Raw genomic sequence first — 25,303 nt, 5'->3', positions numbered from 1 at the left:
AGTACCGGTCCGCAGGCATGGCAGGCCGAGCGGGCCGGCCGGAAACGCAGGGGAGATTTCATGCTGGAAGTCGCGCATCTGGTGCGCCGATTCGGCGAGAACATCGCCGTGGATGATGTGTCGTTCACCGTCCAGCCGGGCGCGCTGACCGGATTCGTCGGCGGTAATGGCGCGGGTAAGACCACGACCATGCGAATGATCATGGGTGTCTTGGCCACTCACGACGGTGAGGTGCGGTGGCAGGGGCATGCGGTGACGGCGGCGGATCGGCGGTCGTTCGGATATATGCCCGAGGAACGCGGTCTGTATCCGAAACAGCCGGTGTTGGATCAGCTGGTGTATTTGGCGCGATTGCGGGGGTTGACCGCGGTCGCGGCGAGAAAGCAGGCGCAGGAATTGCTGGAACGGTTTCAGCTCGGCGATCGCGGTAAGGACAAACTCGAATCGCTGTCGCTGGGCAATCAGCAGCGGGTGCAGATCGCGGCGGCGGTGATCACCCATCCGACGGCGTTGATTCTCGATGAACCGTTCTCGGGGCTGGATCCGATCGCGATCGATTCGATGGCCGAATTGCTGGGTGAGTATGCGGCCCAGGGGGTTCCGGTGCTGTTCTCCTCGCATCAGCTCGATCTGGTGGAGCGGCTGTGCGATCACCTGGTAATTCTCGCCAAGGGGCATGTGGTGGCGCAGGGCGCGGCCGCCGAATTGCGGAGTTCGGGTCCGGCGCGGTATCGGCTCGGATTCACCGGTGACACCGACTGGCTCGGCACGCTGTCCGGGGTGCGGATCGTGGAGAACAATGGAGCGGGCCTGCTGCTGGAATTGACCGGTGTGACCACCGATGAATTGCTCACTGCCGCACTGGCGCACGGTTCGGTGCGGGAATTGGCCGAGGTGCGGCCGTCGGTGTCGGAGATCTATCGAGAGGTGACAGCATGAGCACCGAAACCGACCGCACCGCAGCCGATTCCGCGCCGTCGGGGGTGTGGCGGATTGTCGCCGCACGGGAGATCGCGGTGAAACTGCGGGACCGGAATTTCCTGGTCTCCACGATTCTGACCGTGCTGGTGATCGTCGCATCACTGGGTATCAGCGCATTCGTGGGCAGCCGCGCCACCACCGTGGATGTCGCCATTGTCAGCGCGGACGCAGCGCCGATCGTCGCGGCCGCGAATGCGCTGGCGGACAATGCGAACAAGAACGTCACCTTCACCGCGCACCAGGTCGCCGATACGGCGACCGCCGATCAGCAGGTGAAGGATGAGAAGGTCACCGTCGGCCTGCTGCCGGACGCGAACGGTTGGCGACTCATCGGAAAGTCCGCCAAGAACGACGACGCCTCCACCTATCTGACCGCGGCGGTGCAGCAGATCACGTTGCAGCGCAATGCCGCCGCGGCGGGCACATCCATCGAGCAACTGTCCCGGGGCAGCGCCGTGGGTTACGAGCTCATCGACAAGGCGGCGGTCGATCCGGCACTGGCCAAAGTGGTGACCATCGTCTTCGCGTTCCTGTTCTACCTCTCGTCCATCCTGTTCGGTATGGCCATCGCGCAGAGCGTGGTCGAGGAGAAGCAGAACCGCATCGTGGAAATCCTCGCCAGCGCGATCCCGCTGCGCCAGTTGCTGATCGGCAAGGTGGCCGGCAATACCGTGATGGCGTTCGGGCAGCTGGTGCTGTTCGGCGGGGCCGGGCTGATCGGCTTGGCCGCGATCGGCAAGGGCGATCAGGTCACCCAGATCGCCGGGGCCGCAGGCTGGTTCATCATCTTCTTCGTGGTCAGCTTCCTGGCGCTGGCCAGCCTGTGGGCGGTCGCGGGCGCGCTCGCCACGCGCAACGAGGACCTGCAATCCACCTCGACGCCGCTGTCGATGTGCATCATGCTGGTGCTGTTCGCGGGCATCTTCCTCACCGGTACCGGCCGCGTCATCGCCTCGTACATCCCGATTGTCAGCGTCGTGGCCATGCCCGGCCGCCTGGCCGACGGTTCCGCCGCCTGGTGGGAACCGTTCATCGCACTCGCCATCACCGCGGTCGCCACCTACGCCATCGTGCTCATGGCCGAGAAGCTCTACCGACGCTCGCTCATGCAGACCCAGGGCCGCCTCACCATCCGCCAGGCCCTCAAGGTGGAGGATTGACCGCTAGCCGGTCGGGCGGCTGACGTCGTAATTGCCGGACTGGTCGGTGATTTGGACGGAGACGTGTTTGGGTTCGCCGCCCACCTTGAGGGTGCAGGTGTAGACGGCGTTGAGACGTACGGGCATGGAGTTGGGACAGCGGACGGTGGTGATGTCGTCGATGCCGTAGTCGCTCTGCAGGACGGAGACGATCTCCGAGGCGACTTCGGTGTGGTCGAGCGTGCTGGCCGATGCGGTGGTCGTCGGCACGACCGTCACGGGCGGGGGCGGCGCGACGGGTACGACGGGAACTACGGGTGCGATGGCCGCCGGAGTCGGGGTCTTCGACGTGGTCTTGGTGGCCGCTGCGGCATCTTTGCTCGGGCCTATCGTGCTCACGACCACCACCAGCATGAGACCGGACACGGCTATCGCGCAGACAGCCAGGGTGATCAGGAGGACATTCGGTCTTGGACGCGGCTCGGTCATGCCCGCGATCTTTCCCCGAAGTGCCGTGCTCCGGAAGTGATTCGGTGGTTCGTCCCGATTTCGGTGGCCGGAATGGCGGCCCGGGTGTTCCCTGTCGGCACGCATCCGGTGCCCTAGACTCGGCGGCGTGACCAGTGCCGAACCCGCCGCCGCCATCGGTGGACGGCAGGCGCGCTGGCAACCGCACAATGACGAGCGGCGTGAGCGGATTATCACCGCCGCCATCGAGTTGCTCGATGAGAACGCGCCCGGGGTCGAAGCGCCGATGCAGCAGATCGCCGAACGGGCCGGGCTCGCCAAATCGGTGGTGTATCGCCAGTTCTCCGGTCGGGACGAATTGGATCGGCAGGTGCGCACCGCCATCTGCGTCGAATTCGCCGCCACCGTGGATACGGCGCTCGATATCGGGGCCGGATCGATTCGCGAGATCCTCGCGCGCGCGGTCGGAGCGGTTGTCGACTGGATCGCCGAACATCCGCGCCGCGATGAATTCGTCCGCCGCGGACCGGGGGTCGGGGATCCCGACAATATTTCCGCCATGGTGGGGCTGCAGGCCGAGATCGCGAGCCGCGCACGGCGATTGGTGTCCGGGCTGGCCGGGGTGATCGGCGTCGCCGACGAACCGGCGATCGACACCATGACCTTCGCCATCGTCACCATGACCGAATCGACGGTGAGCCGCTGGACGCGCGATCCCGAACCCGCGCTGACCCGCGCGAAACTCGTTGCGGCCGTTGCCGGTTACGCCTGGAGCGTGCTCGACGGGGTGGCCCGCGAACACGGACTCACCCTCGATCCGGAGCGCCCGCTGCTGACCGTCCTGAACGAGCTGGCGGCGAACACCCCGGAATGAGTCAGGCGACCCGGCGTTCGGGTTCGCTGCGGTAGCGCGAGGCCGGGCCGTCGATCTTCATCAGCGACCACAGCTGCCGCGCCACCGGATTCATCAGTCCGAGATCGCGTGCGAGTGAACGCATATCGCCGAAGTAGCCGGACAGGATCTGCCGCGAATGCGGACCCTGCCAGAACGCCTCGCGCATGACCTCGTCCGGGATATCGAACCGGCGCGCGAACGACTTCGACGGTGCCATGATCTCGCCCGCGAGCCAGCGCATCGCCAGCGGGAACGCCACCGAGCACACCGCACGCCCGGCGGTGCTCATCCGGGACAGGTGCGCGGCCAGGAATTCACCCGCGAAGGAGATGTGCCGGGCTTCCTCGGCGATGTGAATCTCCATGGTGCGCAGGACCGCCGGGGGCACATTGCCGCCGTGCCGGATGAGCGCCTTCTGATAGTGGTCGATCGGCTCCTCGCCGCCGAGCACCCCGATCAGCAGAATCACGTGCGCGTAGCCGCCCGCCACCCCGATGAACGGGGACAGCATCCGGAACAGCGGCCGCATACCGGGCACATCCACCCCGATGCGGTTCACCAGCTCCTGGAACATCTGAATGTGGTTGCACTCCTCGGTCATTTCGTGGAGGCAGTAGCGGAACTCCGGCGACCCGTTGGGCAGCTTCATGATGTACTGCATCATCCCGCGGATCAGCACGCTCTCGAAAGCCGCGCCGACCTTGATGACGTTCGCGATCCGCCAGCGCCCGATCTCGATCTGCCTTTCCAGCGGCAGATCGCGGTACCACTGCGTGGCGCCCAGCGGATCGTATTCCGGGGCCAGCACCCAGCGCGGATCATTCGGATCCAACTGGAAATCCGGTGCATCCCAATCGATATCGAGATAGGGGTCGAACTTGCGGTGCACCGAGCCCTCGGACAGGGTGGCCAGCGCCGCGCGGTAGTCGGCGTCGAAGAAGTCGGTGCGAACCGAATCTGACAGCGTCATCGATGTCTCCTCGTGCAGGCGGGCGGCGTGTGACCGCCCGCACTCTTTCGAGGATATATGGGACTCTCGGTCCCACACAATAGTTCGACGACTCCAATCACCGATCACGGAAGGTGCGGCGCAGGTCAGCGACCCATTCGTCGGGGATTTCCCAGGGGATGAAGTGGCCGCCGTAGTCGTGGGCGGTGAGGTTGACGTGGTTGTACCAGGGGGCGCGGTCGGTGGTGAGGAAGTGGGCGACGCGGTTGTCGGTGGTGATGCCGGGTGGGTTCTCGTGGGCTACGAAGGTGATTCCGGTGGGGGCTTCTATCGCCGGTTCGCGGTTGTGGGAGGGGGTCCATGGGTAGCGGTTGTGATTGGCGTAGATGCGCATCGAGGAACCTATGGAGTTGGTGACCCAGTAGATGGTGGCGTGGGTGAGCAATTCGTCCTTGGTGAAGACGGTTTCGATATCGCCGTGGTTATCGCTCCAGGAGGTCCAGCGCTCCATAATCCAGGACAGCATGCCCGCGGGTGAATCGGACAGGGCGTGGGCCAGGGTGCTCGGGGCGAGCATATGGGCGGCGAGGTGGACGGCGAAACGGTGGTCCAGCTCCACGATTCGGGCGTGCACATCGGCGGGGAGGCCCTCGGGGATCGGGCGGCCGCCGCTGAGGTCCCAGGCGCGATCGCCGGTGAACATATCGAGTTTCTGGCCCGAGCCGATGTGGATGCCGTACAGCTCATCGGCGTATTTGTGGCCGAGTTGGCCGGTGACCAGCGCGCCCACATCGCATCCGGCGGCCGCGTACTTCTCGTGGCCGAGCACCTCGGTCATGAGGGTGTGCCAGATATCGGCGACCTTCCAGAAATTGAGGTCGGGGCGATCCTGGACGGGCGTGGAGAAGCCGAAACCGGGGAAGGACGGGACGATTACATCGAACGCCTCGGCCGGATCACCGCCGTGCGCGCCCGGATCGGCGAGCGGATCGATGACCTTGGACCAGTGCCAGAAGGTCCAGGGCCAGCCGTGTGTGAGGATCAGCGGCTTCGGATTCGGGCCCACGCCGGGTTTGCGCATGAAATGCACCGGCACACCGTCGATTTCGACTCGATAGTGTTCATAGGCGTTGATCTCGGCTTCGGCGGCGCGCCAATCGAAACCGGTCTGCCAGTACTCGACCAATTCCTGCAGATAGGCGCGCGGGACGCCGTACGAGCCGTCGGCGTTGCCCGCGTCATCGGACCAGCGGGTCAGCGCCAGTCGCTGCCGCAGATCGTCGAGGGTGTCATCCGGGACGTGAATCGGTGGCTGCCGCAACGGAAATGAACGATCCGGGCGGGTGGTTTCGATACTCACACTGGCCTCCTGCATCGGCACGAATACGCGCGCCCGACCTTACTGTCGCGCGTTCGGACGCGGACACGGACCGGTGCCGTAGGGTCGATTCATGGCCGAAGGGCGGGAAGCGCAGACCGAACAGCACGGTGGGGTGATCGCCGTACCCGATGCGGTGCGCACCGAACTGCGGCGCGGGGTGCGCAGCGTGCTGGTGGATACCGCTGCGCTGCACCTGGTTCGGGAACGCTTCGACGATGAGCAGGCCGGATCGCTGCGGCGGTATCTCGAGGCGTCACAGTCCGCGAATACGCTGCGGGCGTATCGCACCGACTGGATCGCGTGGGCGGCCTGGTGTGTGGCCGAATCGCGGCAGGCGCTGCCCGCCGATGCGCTGGATGTGGCGGTGTATCTCGCTGCCGCCGCCGACGCACGCCGTCCGAATGGTGAATGGGCTTTCAGCGCAGCCACTCTCGAACGCAAGTCGGCGGCGCTGGCGGCGGTGCATGCCGCGAATGGCCTGCCCTCCCCCACGCGCGCCGATGTCGTGCGCCTGACCCTGCGCGGTATCCGCCGTACTCGGCGCACGCAGCCCAAACGTAAACGGCCGGTACTGCTGCACACCCTCGATCAGCTGCTGGCCGAGCTGCCCGAACCCGGGTGGCCCACCGAACCCGCCCGCCGTCGCGACACCCTGCTGCTGCTCGTCGGATTCGCGGGAGCGCTGCGCCGCAGCGAGATCGCGGGCATGGCGATCACCGATGTGCGGGTCGACACCGATCACGCCAGCGGTGAACCACTGCTGCTGATTCATCTGCCCACCACCAAGACCGACCCCACCGGTATCGCCGGACAGCGGGTGGTGCTGCCGCGCGGGCAGCGGCCGCACACCTGCCCGGTCTGCGCGTTCGCTGATTGGATTCGACTGCGCGAAAAGCACCTCGCCGATCCGGCCGCGCTGCCCGCATGGCTTGCCGAGCAACCCGCGGACTCGCGTATCCATCGCTGTCACGGGTTCACCGGGACCACCCTGGTCGAACCGAATGTGCCGCTCTTCCCGTCCATCTCGCGGCACGGCGGCATTTCCGACTCCCCCATGTCCGGGCGTGCGGTGGCCGAACTCGTCAAGCGTTATGCCGCACGCGCGGGATTGGACCCGGATCTGTTCTCCGGACACTCCTTGCGTGCTGGTTTCGCCACCCAGGCCGCATTGGGCGGGGCGAGCGATCGCGAGATCATGCGGCAGGGCCGCTGGTCCAACCCGCGCACCGTGCACGGTTACATCCGCACCGCGAACCCGTTGGAAGACAACGCCGTAACCAAACTCGGTCTCTGAGCAGGGTGCGCGGCGCTATTTCGTGCGCACGATTCGGCTGACGCCATTGTCGAATTCGGCGACTATCCGCGAGATATCGCCGGGGCGTTCCGGATCGAACCACACCACGACTTCGGTATCGATCGCGATCGGTTTGGCCGGAACCTGGTAGGCGGTCGGGGTCAGCCATCGCTCGGTGCCGTTGTCATCGATGAATCGGACGGTCAATGTGGCGATCTTCGGGTTGGGGGTGGCCGGGAAGTCTTCCAGCCCAGTGGAAGTCACCACGCCGCGGGTGCGGGTTCCGCGCTCCCGAACCCCCGCCGCAACGGTGCGGCGGTGCGTCCGGTGCAGTTGGGCGAACACCGCCACGGTCAACAGCAATACGGCGAAGGCCAGCAATCCCGTACCCAACCGATGGGATAGGCGCGTACCGCCCGGATCGGACAGTACGAGGCCGGACACTGCCGACACCGCGAACAGGTATTCCACCGGACCGACGGTGCGCGCGAATCCCGCTACCGCCGTGCGCGTTCGCCACGCGCTCACGACGATCAGGCCGATCATCAGCACCCACAGGGACGGGATCAGCGCGGCCAGCCACACCGGTTCCGGCCCGATGCGCGGGGCCGAATAGGCCAGCAGGCCACCGGAGAGCATGCCGGCGGCCATGAAGATCGCCTGCTTCACCACCGATGGCCCGGTGCGCGCGCCACGCCGCTCGGCGAGAGACCGGGGCGGGACTGTGCTCATCCGCCCGAGACTAGCCGACCGTCCGGTTCAGCAGTCCCGCCATGTCAGTCCCGCCCATGGGGGCACCGGCTAACTGGTGAGGATCACCAACTGCCGGGTGGCCCTGGTCATCGCGACATAGCGGTCGACCGCGCCTTCGATGCCCTGTCCGAAGCGCTCCGGATCGATGAGCACGACCAGATCGAACTCCAGGCCCTTGGCCAGCTCCGGGGTCAGTGAACGAACCCGGGCCGAGCCCTCGAACGCCGGATCGCCTATGACACAGGCGATTCCCTCATCGTGTTCGGTGAGCCAGTCGGACAGGATCGCATCCAGATCCGCGGTGGAGCCGTGCACGACCGGCAGACCGCTGCTGCGAATCGAGGTGGGGACGTTCGCATCGGGCAGTGCGGCGCGAATGACCGGGGCGGCCTCGGCCATGACCTCCTCGGGGGTGCGGTAGTTGATGCTCAACGGCGATACGGTGATTCGGTCGAGGCCGACACGTTCCAGACGTTCCTGCCAGGTTTCGGTGAAACCGTGGCGGGCCTGGGCGCGGTCGCCGACGATGGTGAAACTGCGAGAAGGGCAGCGCTGCAACAGCATCTGCCATTCGGCATCGGTCAACTCCTGCGCCTCGTCCACCACGACGTGGGCGAACGGGCCCGCCAGCACGTCCGGATCGGTGGTGGGCAGGGCGCTGCCGTCGACCAGATTGTCCTTGAGATCCTGCTGGCGCAGCATGGTCATCAGGCCCTCGCCGTCATCGTGGACGGCGGAGGCGATCAGGTCGCCGATGACATCGTCCATGCGCGCCCGCTCCGCGGCGACGGTCGCCGCGTACTGGCGTTTGCGGCGGGCCGCGTCCGGATCGCCGAGGCGCTGCCGGGCGGCGTCGAGCAGCGGCAGATCGGAGACGGTCCAGTTCTTGGCGTCCGCGCGCTGAAGTGTCCGGACCTCGTCGGCGGTGAGCCACGGTGCGCATTTGCGCAGGTACGCGGGGACGGACCAGAGGTCACCGACCAGATCGGCGGCTTCGATGATGGTCCACGAGTTATTGAGGGCGGTGCGCAATTCACGGTTGCGCCACAATGACTCTCGCAGCGCGCCCGCCGGAATGTCGTCGTCGTGTTTATCTTTCAGGATCGCGCACAGCACATCCCAGATCTGCTCGTGCGCTTCATTGTGCGGGGTGCCGGGTTCGGGGGCCTCGAACGCTTCGGCCCAATCGTCGGTGCTGAGCCAGACATCGGCCCAGTCGGTCGAGACCGTCATGCCCTTCTTCGGCGGTTGTTCGTAGAACTCGACGGCGGTCTCGATGGCGCGCACCAGGTTCGCGGAGGACTTCAGGCGGGCAACCTCGGGATTCGATTCCGCGGCTGCGGTCGCGCCCTCGGTGACCAGGTCGCGAAGCGTGCAGGATTGCACGCCTTCCTCACCGAGGTTGGGCAGGATGTCGGCGACATACGAGAGGTAGGGACGGGACGGGCCGACGAACAGCACGCCACCCCGGCGATGCTGCAAACGCGGATCGGCATACAGCAGATACGCCGAACGGTGCAGGGCCACAACGGTTTTACCGGTACCGGGACCGCCGTCGACCACCAGCGCGCCACGTGAGCCCGCACGGATGATCGCGTCCTGATCGGCCTGGATGGTGCCGAGCACATCGCGCATGCGCGCCGAACGGTTGCTGCCCAGGCTGGCGATGAACGCGGACTGGTCATCGAGGGTGGCGTTGCTCTCCAGGCCGTCGGCGGTGAAGACCTCATCCCAGTAGTCGCTGATGCGGCCCAGGGTCCAGCGGTAGCGGCGTCGGCGGGTCAGGCCCATCGGGCGGCCGTGGGTCGCGGCGAAGAACGGTTCGGCGGCCGGGGAACGCCAGTCCACCAGCAGGCGCTCACCGGCGCTGTCGGTCAGGCCGAGGCGGCCAACGTAGACGGGTTCGGGATCGCCCTCGCGGACGAAGTGCCCGAGGCACAGGTCCAGGCCGAAACGGCTCAGGCCGCGCAGGCGGCCGGTGAGCTGGCGCACTTCCTGATCGCGCTCGACCGCCTCCTGGCCCAGTGAGACCGGGGCCTTGCGGATGGTGTCGAGACGATTGGTCAGGTCCGTGATCGATTGCTCGAGGCTGTCGGCGATGGCGGCGAAGTGCCGCCGGTCCTCGGCGATCAGGACCGGGTCGGCTTTGGCGGCCAGCCGCTCGGGCAGGTTGAACGCATCGACGGTCAGCGGATTCACGTCAGTCGCACCCATTCACAACTCCTCATATCCGCAGGTTCTGACTTCGATGAGCGATTCTGCGGCATCACCGGGGTCTTGCCGCAAGCCCCGGGGTGCGATATAAGTTGAGAGTGGGAGGGGACTTACGCTCGTGCTTCAGCGTGTTCTTTGAGGGCTCTGAGTGTCTCCGGGATGCCGTGGAGAGCGTGATTGTCCCGAGTCTGACCGAGAGGTCCGGACCAGCGCAATAGCCGGTTGAATGCGGACGTGTAGGACCAATCTCGGTATTCGGTGACGAGTGTGCCCTCGGGGACCGGCGCGAGGCGGTAGCCCCAGCGCGGGCCGACGATGTGCACCTGGAACTCGAAGTGTGTGAGCGGTTCGGCGACCGTGATCTCACACGGGGTTGCCCACAGCACCGGTCCGATGCGGTTGAGGCCGACGAACCACGCACCCACTCGCGGTCCCGAACCGCGGATGTAGCGGCCGCGCCGATTCTCCGTGCTCCACCGGCCCATGCCGGTGATATCGGTGACCAGGTCCCAAAGTTGTTGTGCCGGTGCGTCGATGCGGATCGTCATCGCATCGGTCATGCCGTGATCGGTGCGGGTGCGGATCACGCCTTCCGGTGGTCGCAGAAATCGCTGAACCGTTGCTCGTGTCTCGCCGGGCATAGCCACCCCTCACTGTCTGGGACAAATCTCAGGCTAGCCCTGAATCCCGCACGGACGCAATGCCACTCACCGTGACGTGCCATCCGGTGCCGTCGCGCCCGCCGCTATGCTCTCCGCCATGGGGAGAAATTCCGCAATATGCACTGTTTTCGCCGCCACCATGATCGTCGCGGGTTGTGACAACGTCAGTGGTCTCGACACCGACCCGCCGAAACCGGCTCCGAAGACGACGACCAGCACCGCGGCTCCGGCGACGACTCCCCCGGCCGCTCCCACCACCACGGTGACCCCCGCCACCGCGCTGTTGCCCTGCCCCGATAAGGATTCGGGCAAGCCGCTGCCGGACTGCACACTGCAATCGTCCGACTCCGCCGATCTCACGTTCACCGTGCGGCGCACCGGAGCGGGCGATAACGGCACCCTCACCGTGGCCATCACCACCCCCAATGGCGTTGCCGCGCAGACGATCACCGAAAAGGGTGTGGACGCCGCCCGCTCCCGCCCCGAACTGATCGACACCGACGCCGACGGCCGCGAAGAGCTCATCATTCCCCTCGCCACGACCCCGTCCGGCACCCGCTACGCCGTCTACCACGCCACCGGCACCGCCACCGAATTCACCCGCAGCGGCGAATTCACCGGCACCGCAATCGATTACTCCCCCGACGGCTTCACCGTGACCTCGGCCGACCTCCCCGCCAACAAGGGCCGCACCCACACCTTCTGGACCTACGAATCCGACAAACTCGTCCCCGCCGCCACCGTAGAAGTCCACACCACCCCCAAGGAATGCATCCTCTCCACCCCCACCACCCTCTCCCTCACCCCCTACGCCACCAACTCCGCCGCCCGCACTCACTTCTGCGCCCAACCCGCCGCCACCAACTGATCAGCCCCACCACCGAATGGCCAAACTCCTCGTCCTGATCAACGGGCTGCCCGGCTCCGGCAAGACCACCCTGGGCGGCCCCCTGGCGAAGGCCCTGAACGCCCACTTCCTCTCCAAAGACGCCGCCAAAGAAGCCTTTTCACCCCACATGGCCGATCACTCGACCCTGGGCAGCACGGCCATGACGGCGGTCTGGGCCCTGGCCCGCGCAATCCCCACCACCGTCGTCATCGACTCCTGGTGGTTCAAGCCCAGAGACCTGGCCTTCGCCCAAGCAGGCATCGAGCACTCCCACGCAACCCACGCGATCGAAGTCTGGTGCGATATCCCACCCGCCCTCGCCAGACGACGCTACGAAAACCGCCACCGCCCAGCCTTCTACCAGGACGCCGAGCGCCTCGCCCAGGACTGGGATCTCTGGGCCGCTCAGGCAACCCCCTTGGGCCTCACCCCAACCGTGCTCGTAGACACGACAACCCCGGTGAACCACCCCGACCTCGCCGAACGAATCCGCGAGGCGGCCGCCCGGTGAAATGAGCTCGGGTGAGCAGTCCTCGCGCGCGACGTTGCGCTACATCGAGGACTGCCGACCCTCCCCGGGTGCTGTCCGGCATGCCAGCTGCCGACAGTGGACCAATCCTCCAGCAGGCGAGCGGGTCACGACCAGAGCTCTACCTATGGCTCTACCCATACGCCGCGGCAGGAAGATGGGGGTATGACCGATTGGGCGTGGGGTGTTGATCGGATCGGCTGGGACGAGATTCCCGCTCGGGTGCGTGCGGAGATCGAGGCGCGTTTGGGTGCTCGAGTGGTAGGAGTTCGCGTACCTGCGGGCGGGTTCAGTCACGGGATGGCGGCGGTGCTCGAACTCGATGATGGGCGAAGGGTTTTCGCCAAGGCCATCGCGGGCGGGGATCGCCTGGCCGGGCACTATCGGACCGAGAGCGCGACGGCGGGACGGCTGCCGAAGGGGGTGCCGACGCCGCGGATGCTGTTCGCTCTCGAAGCGGAATCGTGGATCGTTACCGTATTCGAGGAGGTGGTGGGGCGACATCCGCAGCTGAATCGGCCTTCGGAGTTGGCCGCGGTGGTGCGAGCCGTCGAGCAGCTCGCGGAGATGCTCACGCCGAACCCGCTCGATGGGGTTCCGACCATTGCCGAGTCTTTCGGGGAAGACCTGACGGGGTGGCGGCATTTCGCTCGCGACGGGGTTCCGAGTGACCTGGATGGGTGGAGTCGGCGCAATGTACGGGCGCTGGCCGAGCTGGAATCCACCTGGGTTTCGACATCCGTCGGCAATACGTTGCTACACACCGATATTCGGCCGGACAATATGATGCTGCGCGCCGATGGGACGGTCCTCGTGGTGGACTGGGCATGGCCGTGCGTGGGTGCCGCATGGGTGGATGTGGTGACGCTGGTGCCGTCGATGCTCGGTGCGGGGGTCGATCCCGGGCCGCTGCTGGCGACGAATCCGCTTACCGCCCACATCGATTCGGCGGTTGTCGATGCGTTCGTATGCGCACTGGCCGGGTATTGGGCACGGAACAGCAGGCTGCCCGCACCACCTCGATCGCCGATGCTGCGCACACATCAGGCGGAGAAGGCTCGCGTCACCATCGCATGGTTGGCCGAAAGATTGGGATGGCGGTAAGGCTCGGGAGCACCGGGCCACCCGCATTCCCATAGGCCGCCGATCCTTCCAGCGCTTCGCCGCGACCGGGCGACCGCCGCGAAGCGCCGAGGTGGAGGCTATTTGGCGGGGACGAAGGGGGTGTTGATGGTGGTGAAGTATTGGGCGGCGGCGAGGATGGCTACCGGGGCGGTGATGAAGAGTTGGCCTACGAGGGTGCCGAGGAAGCCGATTACCGAGAGGCCGGCTATGCAGCCGACGATGGCGCCGGGGAGGGCGCCGAACATGGCGGAGAGGGCGCCGGTGAGGGTTGCGCCGGTGGCGCCGCCGATTAGGCAGCCTATGGCTGCGCCGGCGATGCCGCCTACGGCGGTGCCGATGGTGGCTCCCGCGCTGATGGTGGAGGCGAGGCGGTTCCAGGCGGCCTGTTCGCGGTCGTATTCGGTTTTCCAGGGGGCCTGGCTCTCATATGGGAGGGCCACGGGCTGGTAGGTGGCGTGGTCGAGGTCGAAGCGGGGGGTGAGGGTGGCGCGGTGGTCGGCGATTTCGGCGGTGATGGGGAAGGTGAAATCGTCTACGCGGAAGGACAATTCGGTGCCGCCGAGGACGGTGCCGTCGGTGGCCTTGATCTTGAAGACGCCGTTGTCTGCGGTCATGGTGCCCGCGTCGGTGCGGATTACGGTGGCGGTTTCGGTGTTGGTGGCGGTGAAGTTGACGGGGGTGGCAGGGTCGGCCTGGGCGGTCGCGGACGCGTCCAGGATTGCCAGGGTGGTGGCCAGTACGGTCACGGTGGCGGCGAGGGTTCTCATCTGTGGCTTTCTGCTGCGGGATCCGATGCGGCGCTGTCGGTTCGCGCCGGGATTACCGTCGCCGAGGCGCGGGGGCGGCAGGCGGTGAGGTAGCAACTGCTTTCGGGCGATCGTCGTTTTCTATCGCCCGGGTCGGCGGTGGTACGGCGCATCGAGACTGAGCGCATGGCTCGAGTACAGATCGACGCGGTATCGAAAGAATTCGGTGCGCACCAGGCGGTGCGGGAGGTGACCCTCGATATCGCCGACGGCGAATTCCTGGTGCTGCTCGGACCCAGCGGATGCGGTAAATCCACGCTGCTGCGCCTGCTCGCCGGACTCGAATCCCCCACCGCCGGAAGGATTCTGCTCGACGAACGGGATATCACCGAGATGTCCCCGCAGCGCCGCGATCTGGCCATGGTGTTCCAGAGCTATGCGCTCTACCCGCATTTGACGGCGGCCGGGAATATCGGGTTTCCGCTCAAGTCGCGGCGCGAGTCCAAGGCGCGTATCGCCCAGCGCGTCGAGGAGGTGGCGGTGGTACTCGAACTCGGCGCACTGCTCGATCGCCGCCCGGCCGCGCTCTCTGGCGGGCAACGCCAGCGAGTAGCTCTGGCGCGCGCCATGGTTCGCGATCCCGGGGCGTTCCTGATGGATGAGCCGCTCTCGAACCTGGATGCCGCGCTGCGCAGCGCCACCCGCGCGGAATTGATCGCACTGCATCAGCGCCTGGGCGCGACCTTCGTCTACGTCACCCACGATCAGGTCGAGGCCATGACCATGGCCTCCCGGATCGCGCTGATGAACGCCGGTCGCATCGAACAGGTCGGCACTCCCGAGGAGCTCTACGATCGCCCGCGCTCCACGTTCGTCGCCGGATTCCTCGGCTCACCCCCGATGAATCTGTTTCCCGCCGAAGCGATCTCGCGCGACGGTGAACTGCACGTGCAGGCCGACGGCATCACCGCGCCGCTGGGTCTCGAGGCCGACACCCACGCCGGCGTCACCGCCGTCACCGCGGGCATCCGCCCCGAACGCCTGCGCATCGACCCCACCGGCCGCATCCACGGCCGGGTCCGCATGGTCGAGAACCTCGGCAGCGAGGAACTCGTGCACATCGACGTCGGCGCGCACAGCCTGTGCGCCCGCCTCCCCCGCCCCGCCGGGGTGCGCCGCGGCGAACAGCTCACCCTGCGCGCCGATCCGGCCGATATCCATCTCTTCCACCCCGATTCCGGTCTGCGCCTGCGCTGGCAGTCCGACGCCCTCTCGGCACCGGCCGCCGTGCCGGTGTCCTGACACCTCTCATCGAACCCAGGAGAATCATCGTGAAACGCACTCTGCCCCGGCTGGGCCTGATGTGCGCCGCCGCCGTCACGCTCAGCGCGTGCGGACTGGGCGGCAGCACCTCCGGCGACTCGACCGTCGCGCAAATCCCGGAATTGCGCTCCGATCAACAGGTTTCGATCGTCTTCGAGTCGTACAACTACGGTCTCGCCGGACCGTGGACCGATACCTTAAACACCCTCATCACCGATTTCGGCCGCAAATTCCCGAATATCAAGGTGACCGCGCAGAAGCCGCAGGGCAATAGCCCCAACCCGGCCAGCGACACCATCTCCAGCATTCAGAATCAGCTGGTGGCGGGTTCACCGCCGGATGTGGCCCAATTGGGTTTCAGCGACCTGGATTTCACCGTTCATCAGTTGCAGGCCAAGCCTCTGGACGTGCTGGTCGGCAAGGATGAGGTGAAGAACAATTTCGAGGGCACACTGCCGTTCGCACCGCGCGCCCGCACCCTCGACGATTGGGACGGCCACACCTACGGCGTCCCGTTCGTGTTCTCCACCCCGGTGCTGTACTACAACGCGAACCTGTTCGCCCAGGCCGGACTCGATGCGAGCAAACCCCCTGCCACCTGGGCCGAGGTCGGTGACGCGGCCCGCGCCATCGCGACCCGCACCGGTCAGGGCGGTGCGTACATCGACTGCCTGACCAAGAGCGCCAAGGACTGGTGCTTCCAATCCATGGTGCGCTCCAACGGCGGTCGCGTGGTCTCCGACGATAGGCGCACGCTCGGTTTCGCCGATGACGCCGCGGTCCAGGTCACCAAGATGGCACAGGATCTGGTGAACACCGGAGCCATGCCGAAGCTGAATCAGAAGCAGGGTTACGAGGCGTTCGCGCGCGGCGAGATCGGCATGATTCTCGAAACCAGCGCCATTCAGGGCACCTTCGTCGCCGGTGCCAAGGATAAGTGGGATCTGCGCTCGGCCACCATGCCGCGCTTCGGCGATAAGCCGGTCGTCCCCACCAATTCCGGTGCGGGACTGCACATTCTGTCGTCGGATCCGGCCAAGCAGCGCGCCTCGTGGGAACTCATCAAATTCCTGACCAGCGCCTCGGCCTACACCACCATTTCGCAGAACATCGGCTACCTGCCGCTGCGCACCGGCCTGCTGGACAAGAACAATGCCCTGTACGACTGGTCGCAGAAGAATCCGCTGCTGGCCCCGAATGTCGCGCAGTTGGCGGCGATGGAGCCGTGGGTGTCGCTGCCCGGCAATAACTATCTGCAGATCCGCGACGGCATGATGGACGCCGTCGAATCGATCGTCTTCCAGGGCAAGGATCCGCAGTCCACGCTCACCGCCGCCCGCACCGAGGGCGCCAAACTGCTGCCCGCCTCATGAGCGATCTCACCGTAATCCAGCTCTCCGACACCCATATTCGCCCGGCGGGCGAACCGATTCCCAACGGCGTGGACAGCTACGCCAATCTCACCCGGGTCCTGGATCGGCTGCGCGCGGCGGGCGGGCGCATCGACGCGCTCGTACTGTCCGGCGATCTCACCGATACCGGGGACGCGGCGTCCTACCGCCGCCTGCGCGAGGCGATCGAACCGGCCGCAGCGGAATTGGGCGCGCAGATCGTCTATGTCATGGGCAATCACGATGAGCGCGGCGCGTTCGGCACCGAACTGCTGGGCCTGGGGCTCTCCCCGGACCGACCGCACGATTGTGTGCGCGAAGTGGCGGGCCTGCGCATCATTGCCCTCGACAGCACCATTCCCGGCCGCCACGACGGCCGCCTGGAGCCGTCCCAATTGCAGTGGCTGGCAGACGAACTCAGAACACCCGCACCGCGCGGGACCCTGCTGGCCGTGCACCATCCGCCGTTGCGCTCGGCATTGGCGGCCGCGCGCATCCTGAAACTGCACAACACCGATGACCTCGCCGAGGTGGTCGCGGGCACCGATGTGCGGATGATCGTCAGCGGGCACCATCACCTGACCAGTGCGGGTTCGCTCGCGGGCATTCCGGTGTGGATCGGACCCGCGGTGGCCTATCGCATCGACGCCATGGCCGCCGCCGGACGCCAGCAGGCCACCGACGGTTTCGGTTTCACCCGGATCGACATCATCGGCGACGCCTTCGTGGCCACGGCGGTGGAGGTCACGCCCGCCACCCAGCTCTACGACCGCGACGAGGCGGCGGAGCTGGCCCGCCTGGCCGTCCTGACCCCGAACCATCGGTGACTCGTGTTCGTCATCGATACCCGCGCCGAGATCGGCCCGGTCGAACCCGACAGCACGGCGGGGAGCATCGAATCCAGTGCAACGAAGCATGATTCGACGCCTGCTGGTTCACCGGGCCGCGGCGAGGGCGGTGGGGGGGGGGGGGGGACCCTCCCGCCCCGCTCCACCCCCCCCCCCGGGGGGGCCCAATCTAAACCTGCCAACCCACGCCGCATCGGCCGCGTGGGGGTCCCGGGGGCGGGGGGGGGGGGGGGGGGGGCGCGGGCCCCCCCCCCCCGCCACCGTGGCGGCAGCGAATCCGGCGGCGCCTCGGCCGCACGGTGGTGCCGTACCTCTACCTCGCCCCGGCGCTGATCCTGCTCGTGGTGTGGACCTATCGGCCGCTGGTGCAGGCGGTGCAGCTGTCCACCTATTCGTGGAACCTGCTGCCGACCGCGCCGATGAAGCCGGTCGGCACCGCGAATTACGAACGCCTGGTGGAACTTCCGGCCTTCTGGGATTCGGTCGGGCGCACCGGGGTGATGATTCTCGGGCTGCTGCCGTTCACGGTCGTGCTGCCGGTGCTGCTGACCTTCGCGGGCCGGCGCATCGGCAGGCGCGCGCGGGCGGTGTATCAGGCCATGGTGTTCGCGCCGTTCCTGGTCGCCCCGGTGGCCGCGGCGGCGGTATGGCGCTGGCTGCTGCATCCGGGCAGCGGATTCGTCGACCGGATGCTGGGGTCGGACCGGAACTGGGTATATGACTCGGCAACAGCGCATTTGGTGATCATCGGGATCACCGGATGGCAGTTGCTCGGGTTCGCGCAATTGGTGGTCTCGGCGGGCGTGGCCGCGATCAGCGGCGATTACGAGGAGGCCGCGCGCGTCGACGGCGCGAGCAGCGGGCAGATCCGGCGCTGGATCACATTGCCGCTGCTTTCACCCACCCTGGTCTTCCTGGTGCTGACCACGGTGCTGTTGAGTCCCACGCTCACCTTCCCGCTCATCGATTCCATGACCCAGGGCGGGCCCGCGCAATCCACCACGAATATCTACTACCTGTTGTGGGAGTACGCGTTCCACAGCTTCGACGCCGGGCTCAGCGCCGCGGCGGGTGTGCTGCTGTTCGTCGGCTTCGCCGCCGTCGCCGGGGTACTGGTGTGGCTCTCGGAAAAGGTGACCTTCCATGATGATTGACCGAATCCAGCGGGTCGGCGGGCATCTGCTGCTGGGTGCGACGGCGCTGGTGTGCGCGTTCCCGATCTACTGGTTGTTCGCCACCAGCCTGCGCCGCCCGCAGGACGTGTCCTCGCTGGCTCCGCTGCCGTGGCCGCTGTCCACGGCCAGTTACGCCGATGCGGTGGACAAGGTGGATCTGCCTCGGCTGCTGTGGAATACGTTCCTGATGGCGGCGGGTTCGGCGGCCGGGCAGCTGCTCATCGCACTGCTGGCCTCGTACGCGTTCGCCATGTACACCTTCCCGTTCCAGCGGCTGCTGTACCTGGCGTTCGTGGGCACCTGGCTGGTGCCGTTCCAGGTGTCGATGCTGCCGAACTACCTGCTGCTCAGCAGGTTGGGGCTATTGGACACGCTGGTCGGGACGGTGCTGCCGACGCTGTGCTCGGCGCTGGCGATTCTGCTGCTGCGCCAGCATATGGCCGCATTCCCCAAGGAATTGGTGGCTGCGGCGCGGGTGGACGGTCGCTCGTCCTGGTCCATTCTGTGGACGGTGGTGGTGCCCAATCTGCGGCCCGCGCTCGCGGCGCTGGGCATTCTGCTGTTCATCAATGCCTGGAACGAGTACTTCTGGCCCGCGATCGTACTGCGGCGCTCCAATGCCGTTGTGCAGCTGGGGCTTCGGAGTTTCATGGGCACCGAGGGCGAACAGTGGGGTCCGCTCATGGCGGTGGCCGGTGCGGCGTGTCTGCCGGTGCTGCTGCTGTATCTGGTGTTGCAGCGTCAGATCGTGGACGGATTCGTGCGATCGGGATTGAAGTGAGTCAGGCCGGAATACGGGCGGGCTCGGGGGCTTCCAGACAATCCAGGAACAGCGAGACCGCCGGATTGTCCTCCTCGGCCCGCCACACCGCGTACAGATCCAGGGTCGGCACCGGGTCCACCAGTTTCACCGCGATCGAGCTACTGCCGGGCGTACCCATACCCATGGAGATCGCGCGCGGCAGTGAGGCGAATCCGACCATCGGCCGCACCGACACCATATGCGCGGTCGCACCCGGATCGTCGGCGTAATGCCCGACGGTCAGACTGATCCGGGTCTGGGCGGCCGCGCGGAAGATCACGTCGTACATGGCGGGGCACTGCTCGCGCGCGAACAGCACGCACTCCTGCCCCGCCAATTCCGCGAACGGCACCCCGGCGCGCTCGGCCCAGCGATGCCCGCGACCCACCACCGCCACCAGCGGAACCCGGTGCAGCATACGGCGATACCGGAATTCAGCGGTGCTGGGATGGCCGTACACCAGCGCGACATCGAGGGTGCCGTCGGACAGTCCGTCCAATTGCGGCCCGGTGCGCTTCTCCCACAGCGATACCGCGATATCGGGATGGCGTTCGGTCATGCGCACCAGTGCGTCGGGAAGCACATGACGGCTGGCGGGCACGTTGTAGCCGACGTTCACCGTTCCGGAGCGCCCCTCGGCGGTGGCGCGCGCGGCGCGGGCGGCCCGCTCCACCTGGGCCACGATCTGCCGGGCCTGGATCTCGAATTCGCGCCCGGCGGCGGTGAGGCGAACCTCGTGCGAATTACGGGCTACCAGTTGCGCTCCCACCGATTTCTCCAGTTTGCGCAATTGCGCGCTGAGACTGGGCTGGGTGATGTGCAGGCGCAGCGCGGCCCGGCCGAAATGCAATTCCTCGGCCAGCGCGATGTACGACACCAGATGTCGCAGCTCCATGGCGACGACTCCTTCCCTCTCGGGGGTCACGCTAGCCCCGGCGGATAACCGCCGATGAATCTCATCCGCACATCGGTGGCCGATCCCATTGCGGGCGGGTGAACGCTGGTACCCGGCTGCCCGATCGAGGTCGGCGCGGCAACCGAAGTGCCTGTCACACGGCAAACTTCGGGCCGTTTCGTGATGTAAAGCTTTCCTTGACAAGGCTATTCATGTAAAGGCAGCATTTACATATGAACGATCCGCAGCACCGAGACCCCGCCGACGAACGCGCGGTCCTCGCGAAACTCCTGTCCACCAATGCCGCCTTCCTGGCCGAGGTCCTGCACCCCGCCGAAGGTGCGCCCACCCCCTCGGTCATGGCCGCCCTGCGCGCGGCCCGCTCCCTCGACAGTGTCGTGGACGATGTCCTGCGCTCACTGGTGCAGCAGGCCCGCGATGAAGGCCGCACCTGGGCCGAGGTCGGCGAGGTCTTCGGCACCTCGCGCCAGGCCGCCTTCCAGCGCTTCGGCACCGGAGGTATGCCCATACCTCCCGCGCCGCCCGCGCCCCACTTCCCGAAGATGCCCGATATGCCGCCCATGCCAGAAATGCCGAAAGTGCCGCCGATGCCGCACATTCCGGGCTGGCCGCCCACCCCGCCGACACATCAGCACCCCGGCCCCTGATCGCCCCGCGCCGAATCCCCGTGATGGATACCGCCGACCCGGTCCCGCGCACGGCGACCCACCGCCGACTCCTGGCCGCGGCCCGCTGCCGATTCGCCGAGGATCGCCTCGCGGACGCCGTGAGCGCGGGCATCGGCCAGCTGATCCTGCTCGGGCCCGCCCTGGACACCTTCGCCCGCCACAACCCCTATCCAGGACTCCGCGTCTTCGAGGTGAGATCCGATCTCTTCACGCGGACAACAGTTTTCAACCCGCCGGGCGCTCTCACCCCGCCTGACCTCGAATTCACGCTCCCGGCAACGGATTTCGATCTCCGAGCACCGGTTTTCATAGTCGGGTTGGGAGCTCGGTCCCGATCCGGGGACTTCGCGCCCTGCGATTTCGGTTCACTCGCTCGCAGCGCAGCTTCCCTCGGCACCTTTGCGACCGGGTCGGAGGTTGTTCTCGACTACCTGCCCGGAGGCCGTCCGCCCGTCGCCCAACTGCTGTGCGACACGGGGTTCGAGGTGCTGGAGGATCTCGGTGCGACGGCATTAGCCTGCCGCTATCTCGATCGCCCGATCGAGCCGGGGCATTCGGGCGAACCCCGTGTGATTCGGGCACGGGTCCGCAATAATGCTGGACGCCCGCTCAGTTCGATTGCTCTCGCCTGAGGAGATCCATGCGCCAGTACACGCGCCGTCACGCACTCGCCACCCTGGCCGCCGTCGCGACCGCACTGGTGGCGACCGGCGCACCGGCGCAGGCGAGCCCGGCGGGTGTGCCGGGTATGGGCGACGGGTTCTACTGGGGTGTGGCCTCGGCCGGATTCCAATCCGAAGGGCATGCGCCGGACAGTAATTGGCTGCGCTACGCCAACTCCCATGCCGACTATGACCGATACGGGGACAGCGTCGATTTCTACACGCGCTACGCCTCCGATATCGCGCTGGCCAAGAGCCTCGGGGTGAACGTCTACCGGATCAGCGTCGAATGGGCGCGGGTGCAGCCGCAGCCCGGGGTGTGGGACGAGGCCGGATTCGCGTTCTACGACAGCGTGATCGCGGCCATCCGCGCGGCCGGAATGCGGCCGATGCTCACGCTGGACCACTGGGTGTATCCCGGCTGGGAGGCCGATCGCGGCGGCTGGGCCAACCCGGGCATGGTCGATGACTGGCTCACCAATATGCGCAAGGTGGTGGATCGGTACGCGAGCGCCGATCCGCTGTGGGTCACCATCAACGAGCCCGCCGCCTACATGATGAACGAGGTCCGCAATGGCGGATTGCCGGTCACCGACATCCCCGTCATGCAGGATCGACTCGCCCTGGCGCACAACAGCATCTACGACCATATCCATCAGGTACAGCCGGGTGCGATGGTGACCAGCAATGTCGCCTACATTCCCGCCGTCGATCCGGCGGTGAACGGGGAGATGCTCGACAAGATCGGGGCCAAGCTCGATTTCGTGGGCATCGACTACTACTACGGCATGTCTCCCGAGGTGGCGGCGCAGTTCACCGCGTACGCGCAATCGGCGCTGTGGAGCCTGCCCTTGCAGGCCGACGGCATCTACTACACACTGCGGCATTTCGCGCGGCTGTTCCCGGGCAAACCGCTCTACATCATCGAGAACGGTATGCCCACCGAGAACGGGCTGCCGCGATCGGATGGCTACACGCGCGCGGACGATCTGCGCGACACCATGTATTGGCTGCAGCGCGCCAAGGCCGACGGTATGAACATCATGGGCTACAACTACTGGAGTCTGACCGACAATTACGAATGGGGTTCCTACACACCCCGTTTCGGGATCTACACGGTGGACGTGCTGACCGATCCCACCCTGACCCGCCGTCCCACCGATGCCGTGGATGCCTACCGGCTGATCACCCGCGACGGCGGGGTCGCGCCCACCTATCTGCCGACGCGTGCGCCCGCGGCCTGCTCACTGGTCGACGCGCTCGACAGCTGCGCGGATCCGGTGACACTGCCGCGCTGATTCCCGCCCGGCACGGCTCCGGGGCCGCATTCAGGTCGCGCGCCCGGTGTGCGCTGTCGTAACACACGTCACATCCGCATCATGCGACACGCAAGTCGTGAGCGAATTTTCAGCTATCCGCCGGTTAGGCTCCGAATCGGGACATTCCGACCACGGGTCCCGGAGGAGGAGCTTCGATGCGCACACGGCTGCACCGTCTCGTCCTGGCCGGGATCGCCACGGCCTCGACACTGCTGCCGGTCGCCGCGGTGGGATCCGCGACACCGCCCGCACCGACGGCCACCGCGCACGGATCGCTCGGGGAGAACTTCATGTGGGGCGTGGCCGCATCGGGCTTCCAGTCCGAAGGTCATGCGCCGGACAGCAATTGGGAACGGTACATCCAGAACAACCCCGATTGGGACCGGTACCGCAACTCCATCGACTTCCGCTCCCGCTACCCCAATGACATCGCCCTCGCGGCCGGACTGGGCGTGAAGGTCTTCCGCATCGGCATCGAATGGGCGCGCCTGCAACCCACCCCGGACACCTGGGACGAGAACGGCTTCGCCTTCTACGACTCGGTCATCGACACCATTCTCGAGAACGGCATGCAACCCATGCTGACCCTGGATCACTGGGTGTATCCGGGCTGGGCGCTCGATCGTGGCGGCTGGAACAACCCGGGCATGGTGCAGGACTGGCTCACCAATATGCGCAAGGTCGTGGACCGGTACGCGTCGCGAAATCCGGTGTGGGTCACCGTCAATGAGCCCGTGGCGTACATCATGCACGAGGTGCGGCAGAACGACACCGTCGCCGATCACATGCTCGACGAGGTCGCCCAGGCGCATAACGAGATCTACGACTACATCCATCAGGTGCAGCGCGGGGCGCTGGTGACCAGCAATGTCGGCTATGTCGCGGGCGCGGAGAACAAGGTCAACGGCCCGCTCATGGAGCGCATCGGCGCCAAACTCGATTTCATCGGCGTCGACTACTACTTCGGGTACGAGCCGCCCTCGAACTCGGTGTCCCAGCCCGACGGTTCGGCCGCGGCGCCCAAGGGCATGTGGGAGCTGCCGGTGCGGCCCGAGGGCATCTACTATGCGCTGCAACATTATTCGGAGAAGTTCCCGGGTAAGCCGCTGTGGGTGGTGGAGAACGGTATGCCCACCGAGGACGGTAAACCGCGCGCGGACGGCTACACCCGCTCCGATCACCTGCGCGACACTGTGTACTGGTTGCAGCGCGCCAAGGCCGACGGCATGAACGTGGTCGGCTACAACTACTGGAGCCTGACCGACAATTACGAATGGAGTTCGTACACACCGCGATTCGGGCTCTTCACGGTGGATGCGAAATCCGATCCGAATCTGAAGCGCACGCCGACCGACGCGGTGGACTCCTATCGCCGCATCGTCGCCGCCAACGGGGTGCCCTCCACCTACGTTCCGGTGCGACTGCCCTCGGAGTGCGGGCTGGTCGATCCCCCGGCCAGTTGCGATGATCCGGTCACGGTTCCGTAGGTCAGTCCTCGAGTTCGCGCACCGCGCGCTCGATCTCGGCCGCCAGGGTCGCCCCGCCCACCTCGCGCGCGGCGGCCCGGTAGCGCTCCTGGAAGCGAATCAGGTCCGGGCGCACGCCTTCTCCGCCGTAACTGGTGCCGACAGCGTCACGGAAGGCACGCACCATCTCATCGGCCAGATCGGCGATACGGGTGCGGATCAGCGTGCGCAGGGTGCCCGACAGCGAAATATCGGTGCCCACGTCATAGAGGACCAGGGCGCCGGTGAGCATGGCGGGCTCGGGAATTCGCCAGCGCTGACCGTGCGGTTGCACATAGCCCGCGCTCACCAGTTCCTCGAGAATTTCCGGGCGGCGATCGCCGAGTACTTCGCTGAGTTGGTCGTCATCGATGACCGATCCGGGTTCGGTATCGGGATTGCGCGGGTCGAACAGTTCACGCCAATCCCCGTCCGCAGAGACCTCGGCATCGAGCACCTCGCGAATGGCGTCCAGGCGCAGGCCGCGCGCCTGCATGGCCGCGATCGCCTGCAACCGTTCCAGATGATCGTCCCCGTAGACCGCTTCCTTACCCGCCCGGCCGGGCTTGGGCAGCACACCGAGCGAGTGGTAGTAGCGGATGGTGCGTGCGGGCACCCCGCTGAGTTCGGCGAGCTGGGAGCGGCTGTATCGATCCACGCGATCAGCAT

The 25,303-nt window shown here is 66.6% G+C and carries 25 protein-coding genes; 16 read left to right on the top strand and 9 right to left on the bottom strand.

The window, feature by feature from the left end:
• Positions 1-60: 60 nt before the first annotated feature.
• Together ACFC4D_RS11640 and ACFC4D_RS11635 are read left to right on the top strand one after the other, a co-directional pair.
• On the top strand, positions 61-939 hold the full coding sequence (locus ACFC4D_RS11640; protein ID WP_376062664.1) for an ABC transporter ATP-binding protein: 879 nt from the start codon (positions 61-63) through the stop codon (positions 937-939).
• Positions 936-2,141, top strand: coding sequence for an ABC transporter permease (locus ACFC4D_RS11635; RefSeq protein WP_376062663.1), 1,206 nt, complete (start codon positions 936-938; stop codon positions 2,139-2,141). Before ACFC4D_RS11640 ends, ACFC4D_RS11635 begins: the two co-directional genes overlap by 4 nt.
• A gap of 3 nt (positions 2,142-2,144) precedes the next feature.
• Here ACFC4D_RS11635 and ACFC4D_RS11630 read toward each other — a convergent pair whose 3' ends face one another.
• Positions 2,145-2,609 (bottom strand): DUF4333 domain-containing protein, encoded by a 465-nt coding sequence (locus ACFC4D_RS11630; RefSeq protein ID WP_376062662.1) that lies wholly within the window; start codon positions 2,607-2,609, stop codon positions 2,145-2,147.
• 127 nt (positions 2,610-2,736) lie between these two features.
• On the opposite strand from ACFC4D_RS11630, the gene ACFC4D_RS11625 reads away from it, so the two are divergent.
• Positions 2,737-3,462 (top strand): TetR/AcrR family transcriptional regulator, encoded by a 726-nt coding sequence (locus ACFC4D_RS11625; protein WP_376062661.1) that lies wholly within the window; start codon positions 2,737-2,739, stop codon positions 3,460-3,462.
• Position 3,463: 1 nt separating this feature from the next.
• On the opposite strand, the gene ACFC4D_RS11620 is transcribed toward ACFC4D_RS11625, so the two are convergent.
• Together ACFC4D_RS11620 and ACFC4D_RS11615 are read right to left on the bottom strand one after the other, a co-directional pair.
• Positions 3,464-4,453 (bottom strand): diiron oxygenase, encoded by a 990-nt coding sequence (locus ACFC4D_RS11620; RefSeq protein WP_375952218.1) that lies wholly within the window; start codon positions 4,451-4,453, stop codon positions 3,464-3,466.
• 97 nt (positions 4,454-4,550) lie between these two features.
• Positions 4,551-5,792 (bottom strand): epoxide hydrolase family protein, encoded by a 1,242-nt coding sequence (locus ACFC4D_RS11615; RefSeq protein ID WP_376062660.1) that lies wholly within the window; start codon positions 5,790-5,792, stop codon positions 4,551-4,553.
• Positions 5,793-5,883: 91 nt separating this feature from the next.
• Between ACFC4D_RS11615 and ACFC4D_RS11610 the strand changes: the two genes are divergently transcribed.
• On the top strand, positions 5,884-7,107 hold the full coding sequence (locus tag ACFC4D_RS11610) for a site-specific integrase (protein ID WP_376062659.1): 1,224 nt from the start codon (positions 5,884-5,886) through the stop codon (positions 7,105-7,107).
• Between the two features lie 15 nt (positions 7,108-7,122).
• Here ACFC4D_RS11610 and ACFC4D_RS11605 read toward each other — a convergent pair whose 3' ends face one another.
• From ACFC4D_RS11605 to ACFC4D_RS11595, 3 genes are all read right to left on the bottom strand, one after another.
• Entirely contained in the window at positions 7,123-7,839 is a 717-nt protein-coding gene (locus ACFC4D_RS11605) for a hypothetical protein (RefSeq protein WP_375952226.1), read from the bottom strand.
• Positions 7,840-7,908: 69 nt separating this feature from the next.
• Positions 7,909-10,074, bottom strand: a complete 2,166-nt coding sequence (helR, locus tag ACFC4D_RS11600; RefSeq protein WP_376062658.1) for an RNA polymerase recycling motor ATPase HelR — start codon at positions 10,072-10,074, stop codon at positions 7,909-7,911.
• A gap of 110 nt (positions 10,075-10,184) precedes the next feature.
• Positions 10,185-10,715: an SRPBCC family protein gene (locus ACFC4D_RS11595; RefSeq protein ID WP_376062657.1), complete on the bottom strand. Its 531-nt coding sequence runs from the start codon at positions 10,713-10,715 to the stop codon at positions 10,185-10,187.
• Positions 10,716-10,833: 118 nt separating this feature from the next.
• On the opposite strand from ACFC4D_RS11595, the gene ACFC4D_RS11590 reads away from it, so the two are divergent.
• The 3 genes from ACFC4D_RS11590 (at position 10,834) to ACFC4D_RS11580 (ending at position 13,258) form a co-directional block, all read left to right on the top strand.
• Positions 10,834-11,604: a hypothetical protein gene (locus ACFC4D_RS11590; RefSeq protein WP_376062656.1), complete on the top strand. Its 771-nt coding sequence runs from the start codon at positions 10,834-10,836 to the stop codon at positions 11,602-11,604.
• A 16-nt stretch (positions 11,605-11,620) separates the two neighbouring features.
• Positions 11,621-12,136 (top strand): AAA family ATPase, encoded by a 516-nt coding sequence (locus ACFC4D_RS11585; protein ID WP_376062655.1) that lies wholly within the window; start codon positions 11,621-11,623, stop codon positions 12,134-12,136.
• A 183-nt stretch (positions 12,137-12,319) separates the two neighbouring features.
• Positions 12,320-13,258 (top strand): phosphotransferase family protein, encoded by a 939-nt coding sequence (locus tag ACFC4D_RS11580; RefSeq protein WP_376062654.1) that lies wholly within the window; start codon positions 12,320-12,322, stop codon positions 13,256-13,258.
• A 98-nt stretch (positions 13,259-13,356) separates the two neighbouring features.
• Here the strand turns inward: ACFC4D_RS11580 and ACFC4D_RS11575 are convergent, their stop codons facing one another.
• A complete protein-coding gene (locus ACFC4D_RS11575) occupies positions 13,357-14,046 on the bottom strand; it encodes a hypothetical protein (protein WP_376062653.1) in 690 nt (229 codons plus the stop codon).
• A gap of 165 nt (positions 14,047-14,211) precedes the next feature.
• Here ACFC4D_RS11575 and ACFC4D_RS11570 point away from each other — a divergent pair, with 165 nt between their 5' ends.
• The 5 genes from ACFC4D_RS11570 to ACFC4D_RS11550 all read left to right on the top strand — a co-directional run bounded on the left by ACFC4D_RS11570 (position 14,212) and on the right by ACFC4D_RS11550 (position 19,543).
• A complete protein-coding gene (locus ACFC4D_RS11570; protein ID WP_376062652.1) occupies positions 14,212-15,327 on the top strand; it encodes an ABC transporter ATP-binding protein in 1,116 nt (371 codons plus the stop codon).
• Between the two features lie 29 nt (positions 15,328-15,356).
• Positions 15,357-16,721, top strand: a complete 1,365-nt coding sequence (locus ACFC4D_RS11565) for an ABC transporter substrate-binding protein (RefSeq protein WP_376062651.1) — start codon at positions 15,357-15,359, stop codon at positions 16,719-16,721.
• Positions 16,718-17,566 (top strand): metallophosphoesterase, encoded by an 849-nt coding sequence (locus ACFC4D_RS11560; RefSeq protein ID WP_376062650.1) that lies wholly within the window; start codon positions 16,718-16,720, stop codon positions 17,564-17,566. The genes ACFC4D_RS11565 and ACFC4D_RS11560 overlap by 4 nt, the downstream gene beginning before the upstream one ends.
• Before the next feature lie 296 nt (positions 17,567-17,862).
• On the top strand, positions 17,863-18,741 hold the full coding sequence (locus ACFC4D_RS11555) for a carbohydrate ABC transporter permease (RefSeq protein WP_376062724.1): 879 nt from the start codon (positions 17,863-17,865) through the stop codon (positions 18,739-18,741).
• Entirely contained in the window at positions 18,731-19,543 is an 813-nt protein-coding gene (locus tag ACFC4D_RS11550) for a carbohydrate ABC transporter permease (protein WP_375952251.1), read from the top strand. The genes ACFC4D_RS11555 and ACFC4D_RS11550 overlap by 11 nt, the downstream gene beginning before the upstream one ends.
• 1 nt (position 19,544) lies before the next feature.
• On the opposite strand, the gene ACFC4D_RS11545 is transcribed toward ACFC4D_RS11550, so the two are convergent.
• Positions 19,545-20,459 (bottom strand): LysR family transcriptional regulator, encoded by a 915-nt coding sequence (locus ACFC4D_RS11545; protein WP_376062649.1) that lies wholly within the window; start codon positions 20,457-20,459, stop codon positions 19,545-19,547.
• Positions 20,460-20,692: 233 nt separating this feature from the next.
• On the opposite strand from ACFC4D_RS11545, the gene ACFC4D_RS11540 reads away from it, so the two are divergent.
• The 4 genes from ACFC4D_RS11540 (at position 20,693) to ACFC4D_RS11525 (ending at position 24,616) form a co-directional block, all read left to right on the top strand.
• On the top strand, positions 20,693-21,127 hold the full coding sequence (locus ACFC4D_RS11540) for a hypothetical protein (protein WP_364634772.1): 435 nt from the start codon (positions 20,693-20,695) through the stop codon (positions 21,125-21,127).
• A 23-nt stretch (positions 21,128-21,150) separates the two neighbouring features.
• Positions 21,151-21,780 (top strand): class I SAM-dependent methyltransferase, encoded by a 630-nt coding sequence (locus tag ACFC4D_RS11535; RefSeq protein WP_376062648.1) that lies wholly within the window; start codon positions 21,151-21,153, stop codon positions 21,778-21,780.
• Positions 21,781-21,788: 8 nt separating this feature from the next.
• Positions 21,789-23,108 carry a family 1 glycosylhydrolase gene (locus tag ACFC4D_RS11530; RefSeq protein ID WP_376062647.1) on the top strand — a complete coding sequence of 440 codons (1,320 nt, stop codon included), beginning with the start codon at positions 21,789-21,791 and terminating at the stop codon, positions 23,106-23,108.
• Between the two features lie 176 nt (positions 23,109-23,284).
• A complete protein-coding gene (locus ACFC4D_RS11525) occupies positions 23,285-24,616 on the top strand; it encodes a family 1 glycosylhydrolase (RefSeq protein ID WP_375952260.1) in 1,332 nt (443 codons plus the stop codon).
• A 1-nt stretch (position 24,617) separates the two neighbouring features.
• On the opposite strand, the gene ACFC4D_RS11520 is transcribed toward ACFC4D_RS11525, so the two are convergent.
• Positions 24,618-25,292 (bottom strand): MerR family transcriptional regulator, encoded by a 675-nt coding sequence (locus tag ACFC4D_RS11520; protein ID WP_376062646.1) that lies wholly within the window; start codon positions 25,290-25,292, stop codon positions 24,618-24,620.
• Positions 25,293-25,303: the final 11 nt, after the last annotated feature.

This window comes from Nocardia sp. NPDC056000, from assembly GCF_042269265.1.
Lineage (GTDB): Bacteria > Actinomycetota > Actinomycetes > Mycobacteriales > Mycobacteriaceae > Nocardia.
Note: the sequence above shows the minus strand (reverse complement) of the source record. Positions and strands in the feature narration are given on the sequence as shown.

Bases quoted from the DNA above. Each gene is read 5' to 3' on its own strand.
- ACFC4D_RS11640 (WP_376062664.1), top strand. From the start codon at position 61: ATGCTGGAAGTCGCGCATCTGGTGCGCCGATTCGGCGAGAACATCGCC.
- ACFC4D_RS11635 (WP_376062663.1), top strand. From the start codon at position 936: ATGAGCACCGAAACCGACCGCACCGCAGCCGATTCCGCGCCGTCGGGG.
- ACFC4D_RS11630 (WP_376062662.1), bottom strand. From the start codon at position 2,609: ATGACCGAGCCGCGTCCAAGACCGAATGTCCTCCTGATCACCCTGGCT.
- ACFC4D_RS11620 (WP_375952218.1), bottom strand. From the start codon at position 4,453: ATGACGCTGTCAGATTCGGTTCGCACCGACTTCTTCGACGCCGACTAC.
- ACFC4D_RS11610 (WP_376062659.1), top strand. From the start codon at position 5,884: ATGGCCGAAGGGCGGGAAGCGCAGACCGAACAGCACGGTGGGGTGATC.
- ACFC4D_RS11605 (WP_375952226.1), bottom strand. From the start codon at position 7,839: ATGAGCACAGTCCCGCCCCGGTCTCTCGCCGAGCGGCGTGGCGCGCGC.
- helR (WP_376062658.1), bottom strand. From the start codon at position 10,074: ATGGGTGCGACTGACGTGAATCCGCTGACCGTCGATGCGTTCAACCTG.
- ACFC4D_RS11595 (WP_376062657.1), bottom strand. From the start codon at position 10,715: ATGCCCGGCGAGACACGAGCAACGGTTCAGCGATTTCTGCGACCACCG.
- ACFC4D_RS11590 (WP_376062656.1), top strand. From the start codon at position 10,834: ATGGGGAGAAATTCCGCAATATGCACTGTTTTCGCCGCCACCATGATC.
- ACFC4D_RS11585 (WP_376062655.1), top strand. From the start codon at position 11,621: ATGGCCAAACTCCTCGTCCTGATCAACGGGCTGCCCGGCTCCGGCAAG.
- ACFC4D_RS11580 (WP_376062654.1), top strand. From the start codon at position 12,320: ATGACCGATTGGGCGTGGGGTGTTGATCGGATCGGCTGGGACGAGATT.
- ACFC4D_RS11575 (WP_376062653.1), bottom strand. From the start codon at position 14,046: ATGAGAACCCTCGCCGCCACCGTGACCGTACTGGCCACCACCCTGGCA.
- ACFC4D_RS11570 (WP_376062652.1), top strand. From the start codon at position 14,212: ATGGCTCGAGTACAGATCGACGCGGTATCGAAAGAATTCGGTGCGCAC.
- ACFC4D_RS11560 (WP_376062650.1), top strand. From the start codon at position 16,718: ATGAGCGATCTCACCGTAATCCAGCTCTCCGACACCCATATTCGCCCG.
- ACFC4D_RS11550 (WP_375952251.1), top strand. From the start codon at position 18,731: ATGATGATTGACCGAATCCAGCGGGTCGGCGGGCATCTGCTGCTGGGT.
- ACFC4D_RS11545 (WP_376062649.1), bottom strand. From the start codon at position 20,459: ATGGAGCTGCGACATCTGGTGTCGTACATCGCGCTGGCCGAGGAATTG.
- ACFC4D_RS11540 (WP_364634772.1), top strand. From the start codon at position 20,693: ATGAACGATCCGCAGCACCGAGACCCCGCCGACGAACGCGCGGTCCTC.
- ACFC4D_RS11535 (WP_376062648.1), top strand. From the start codon at position 21,151: ATGGATACCGCCGACCCGGTCCCGCGCACGGCGACCCACCGCCGACTC.
- ACFC4D_RS11530 (WP_376062647.1), top strand. From the start codon at position 21,789: ATGCGCCAGTACACGCGCCGTCACGCACTCGCCACCCTGGCCGCCGTC.
- ACFC4D_RS11525 (WP_375952260.1), top strand. From the start codon at position 23,285: ATGCGCACACGGCTGCACCGTCTCGTCCTGGCCGGGATCGCCACGGCC.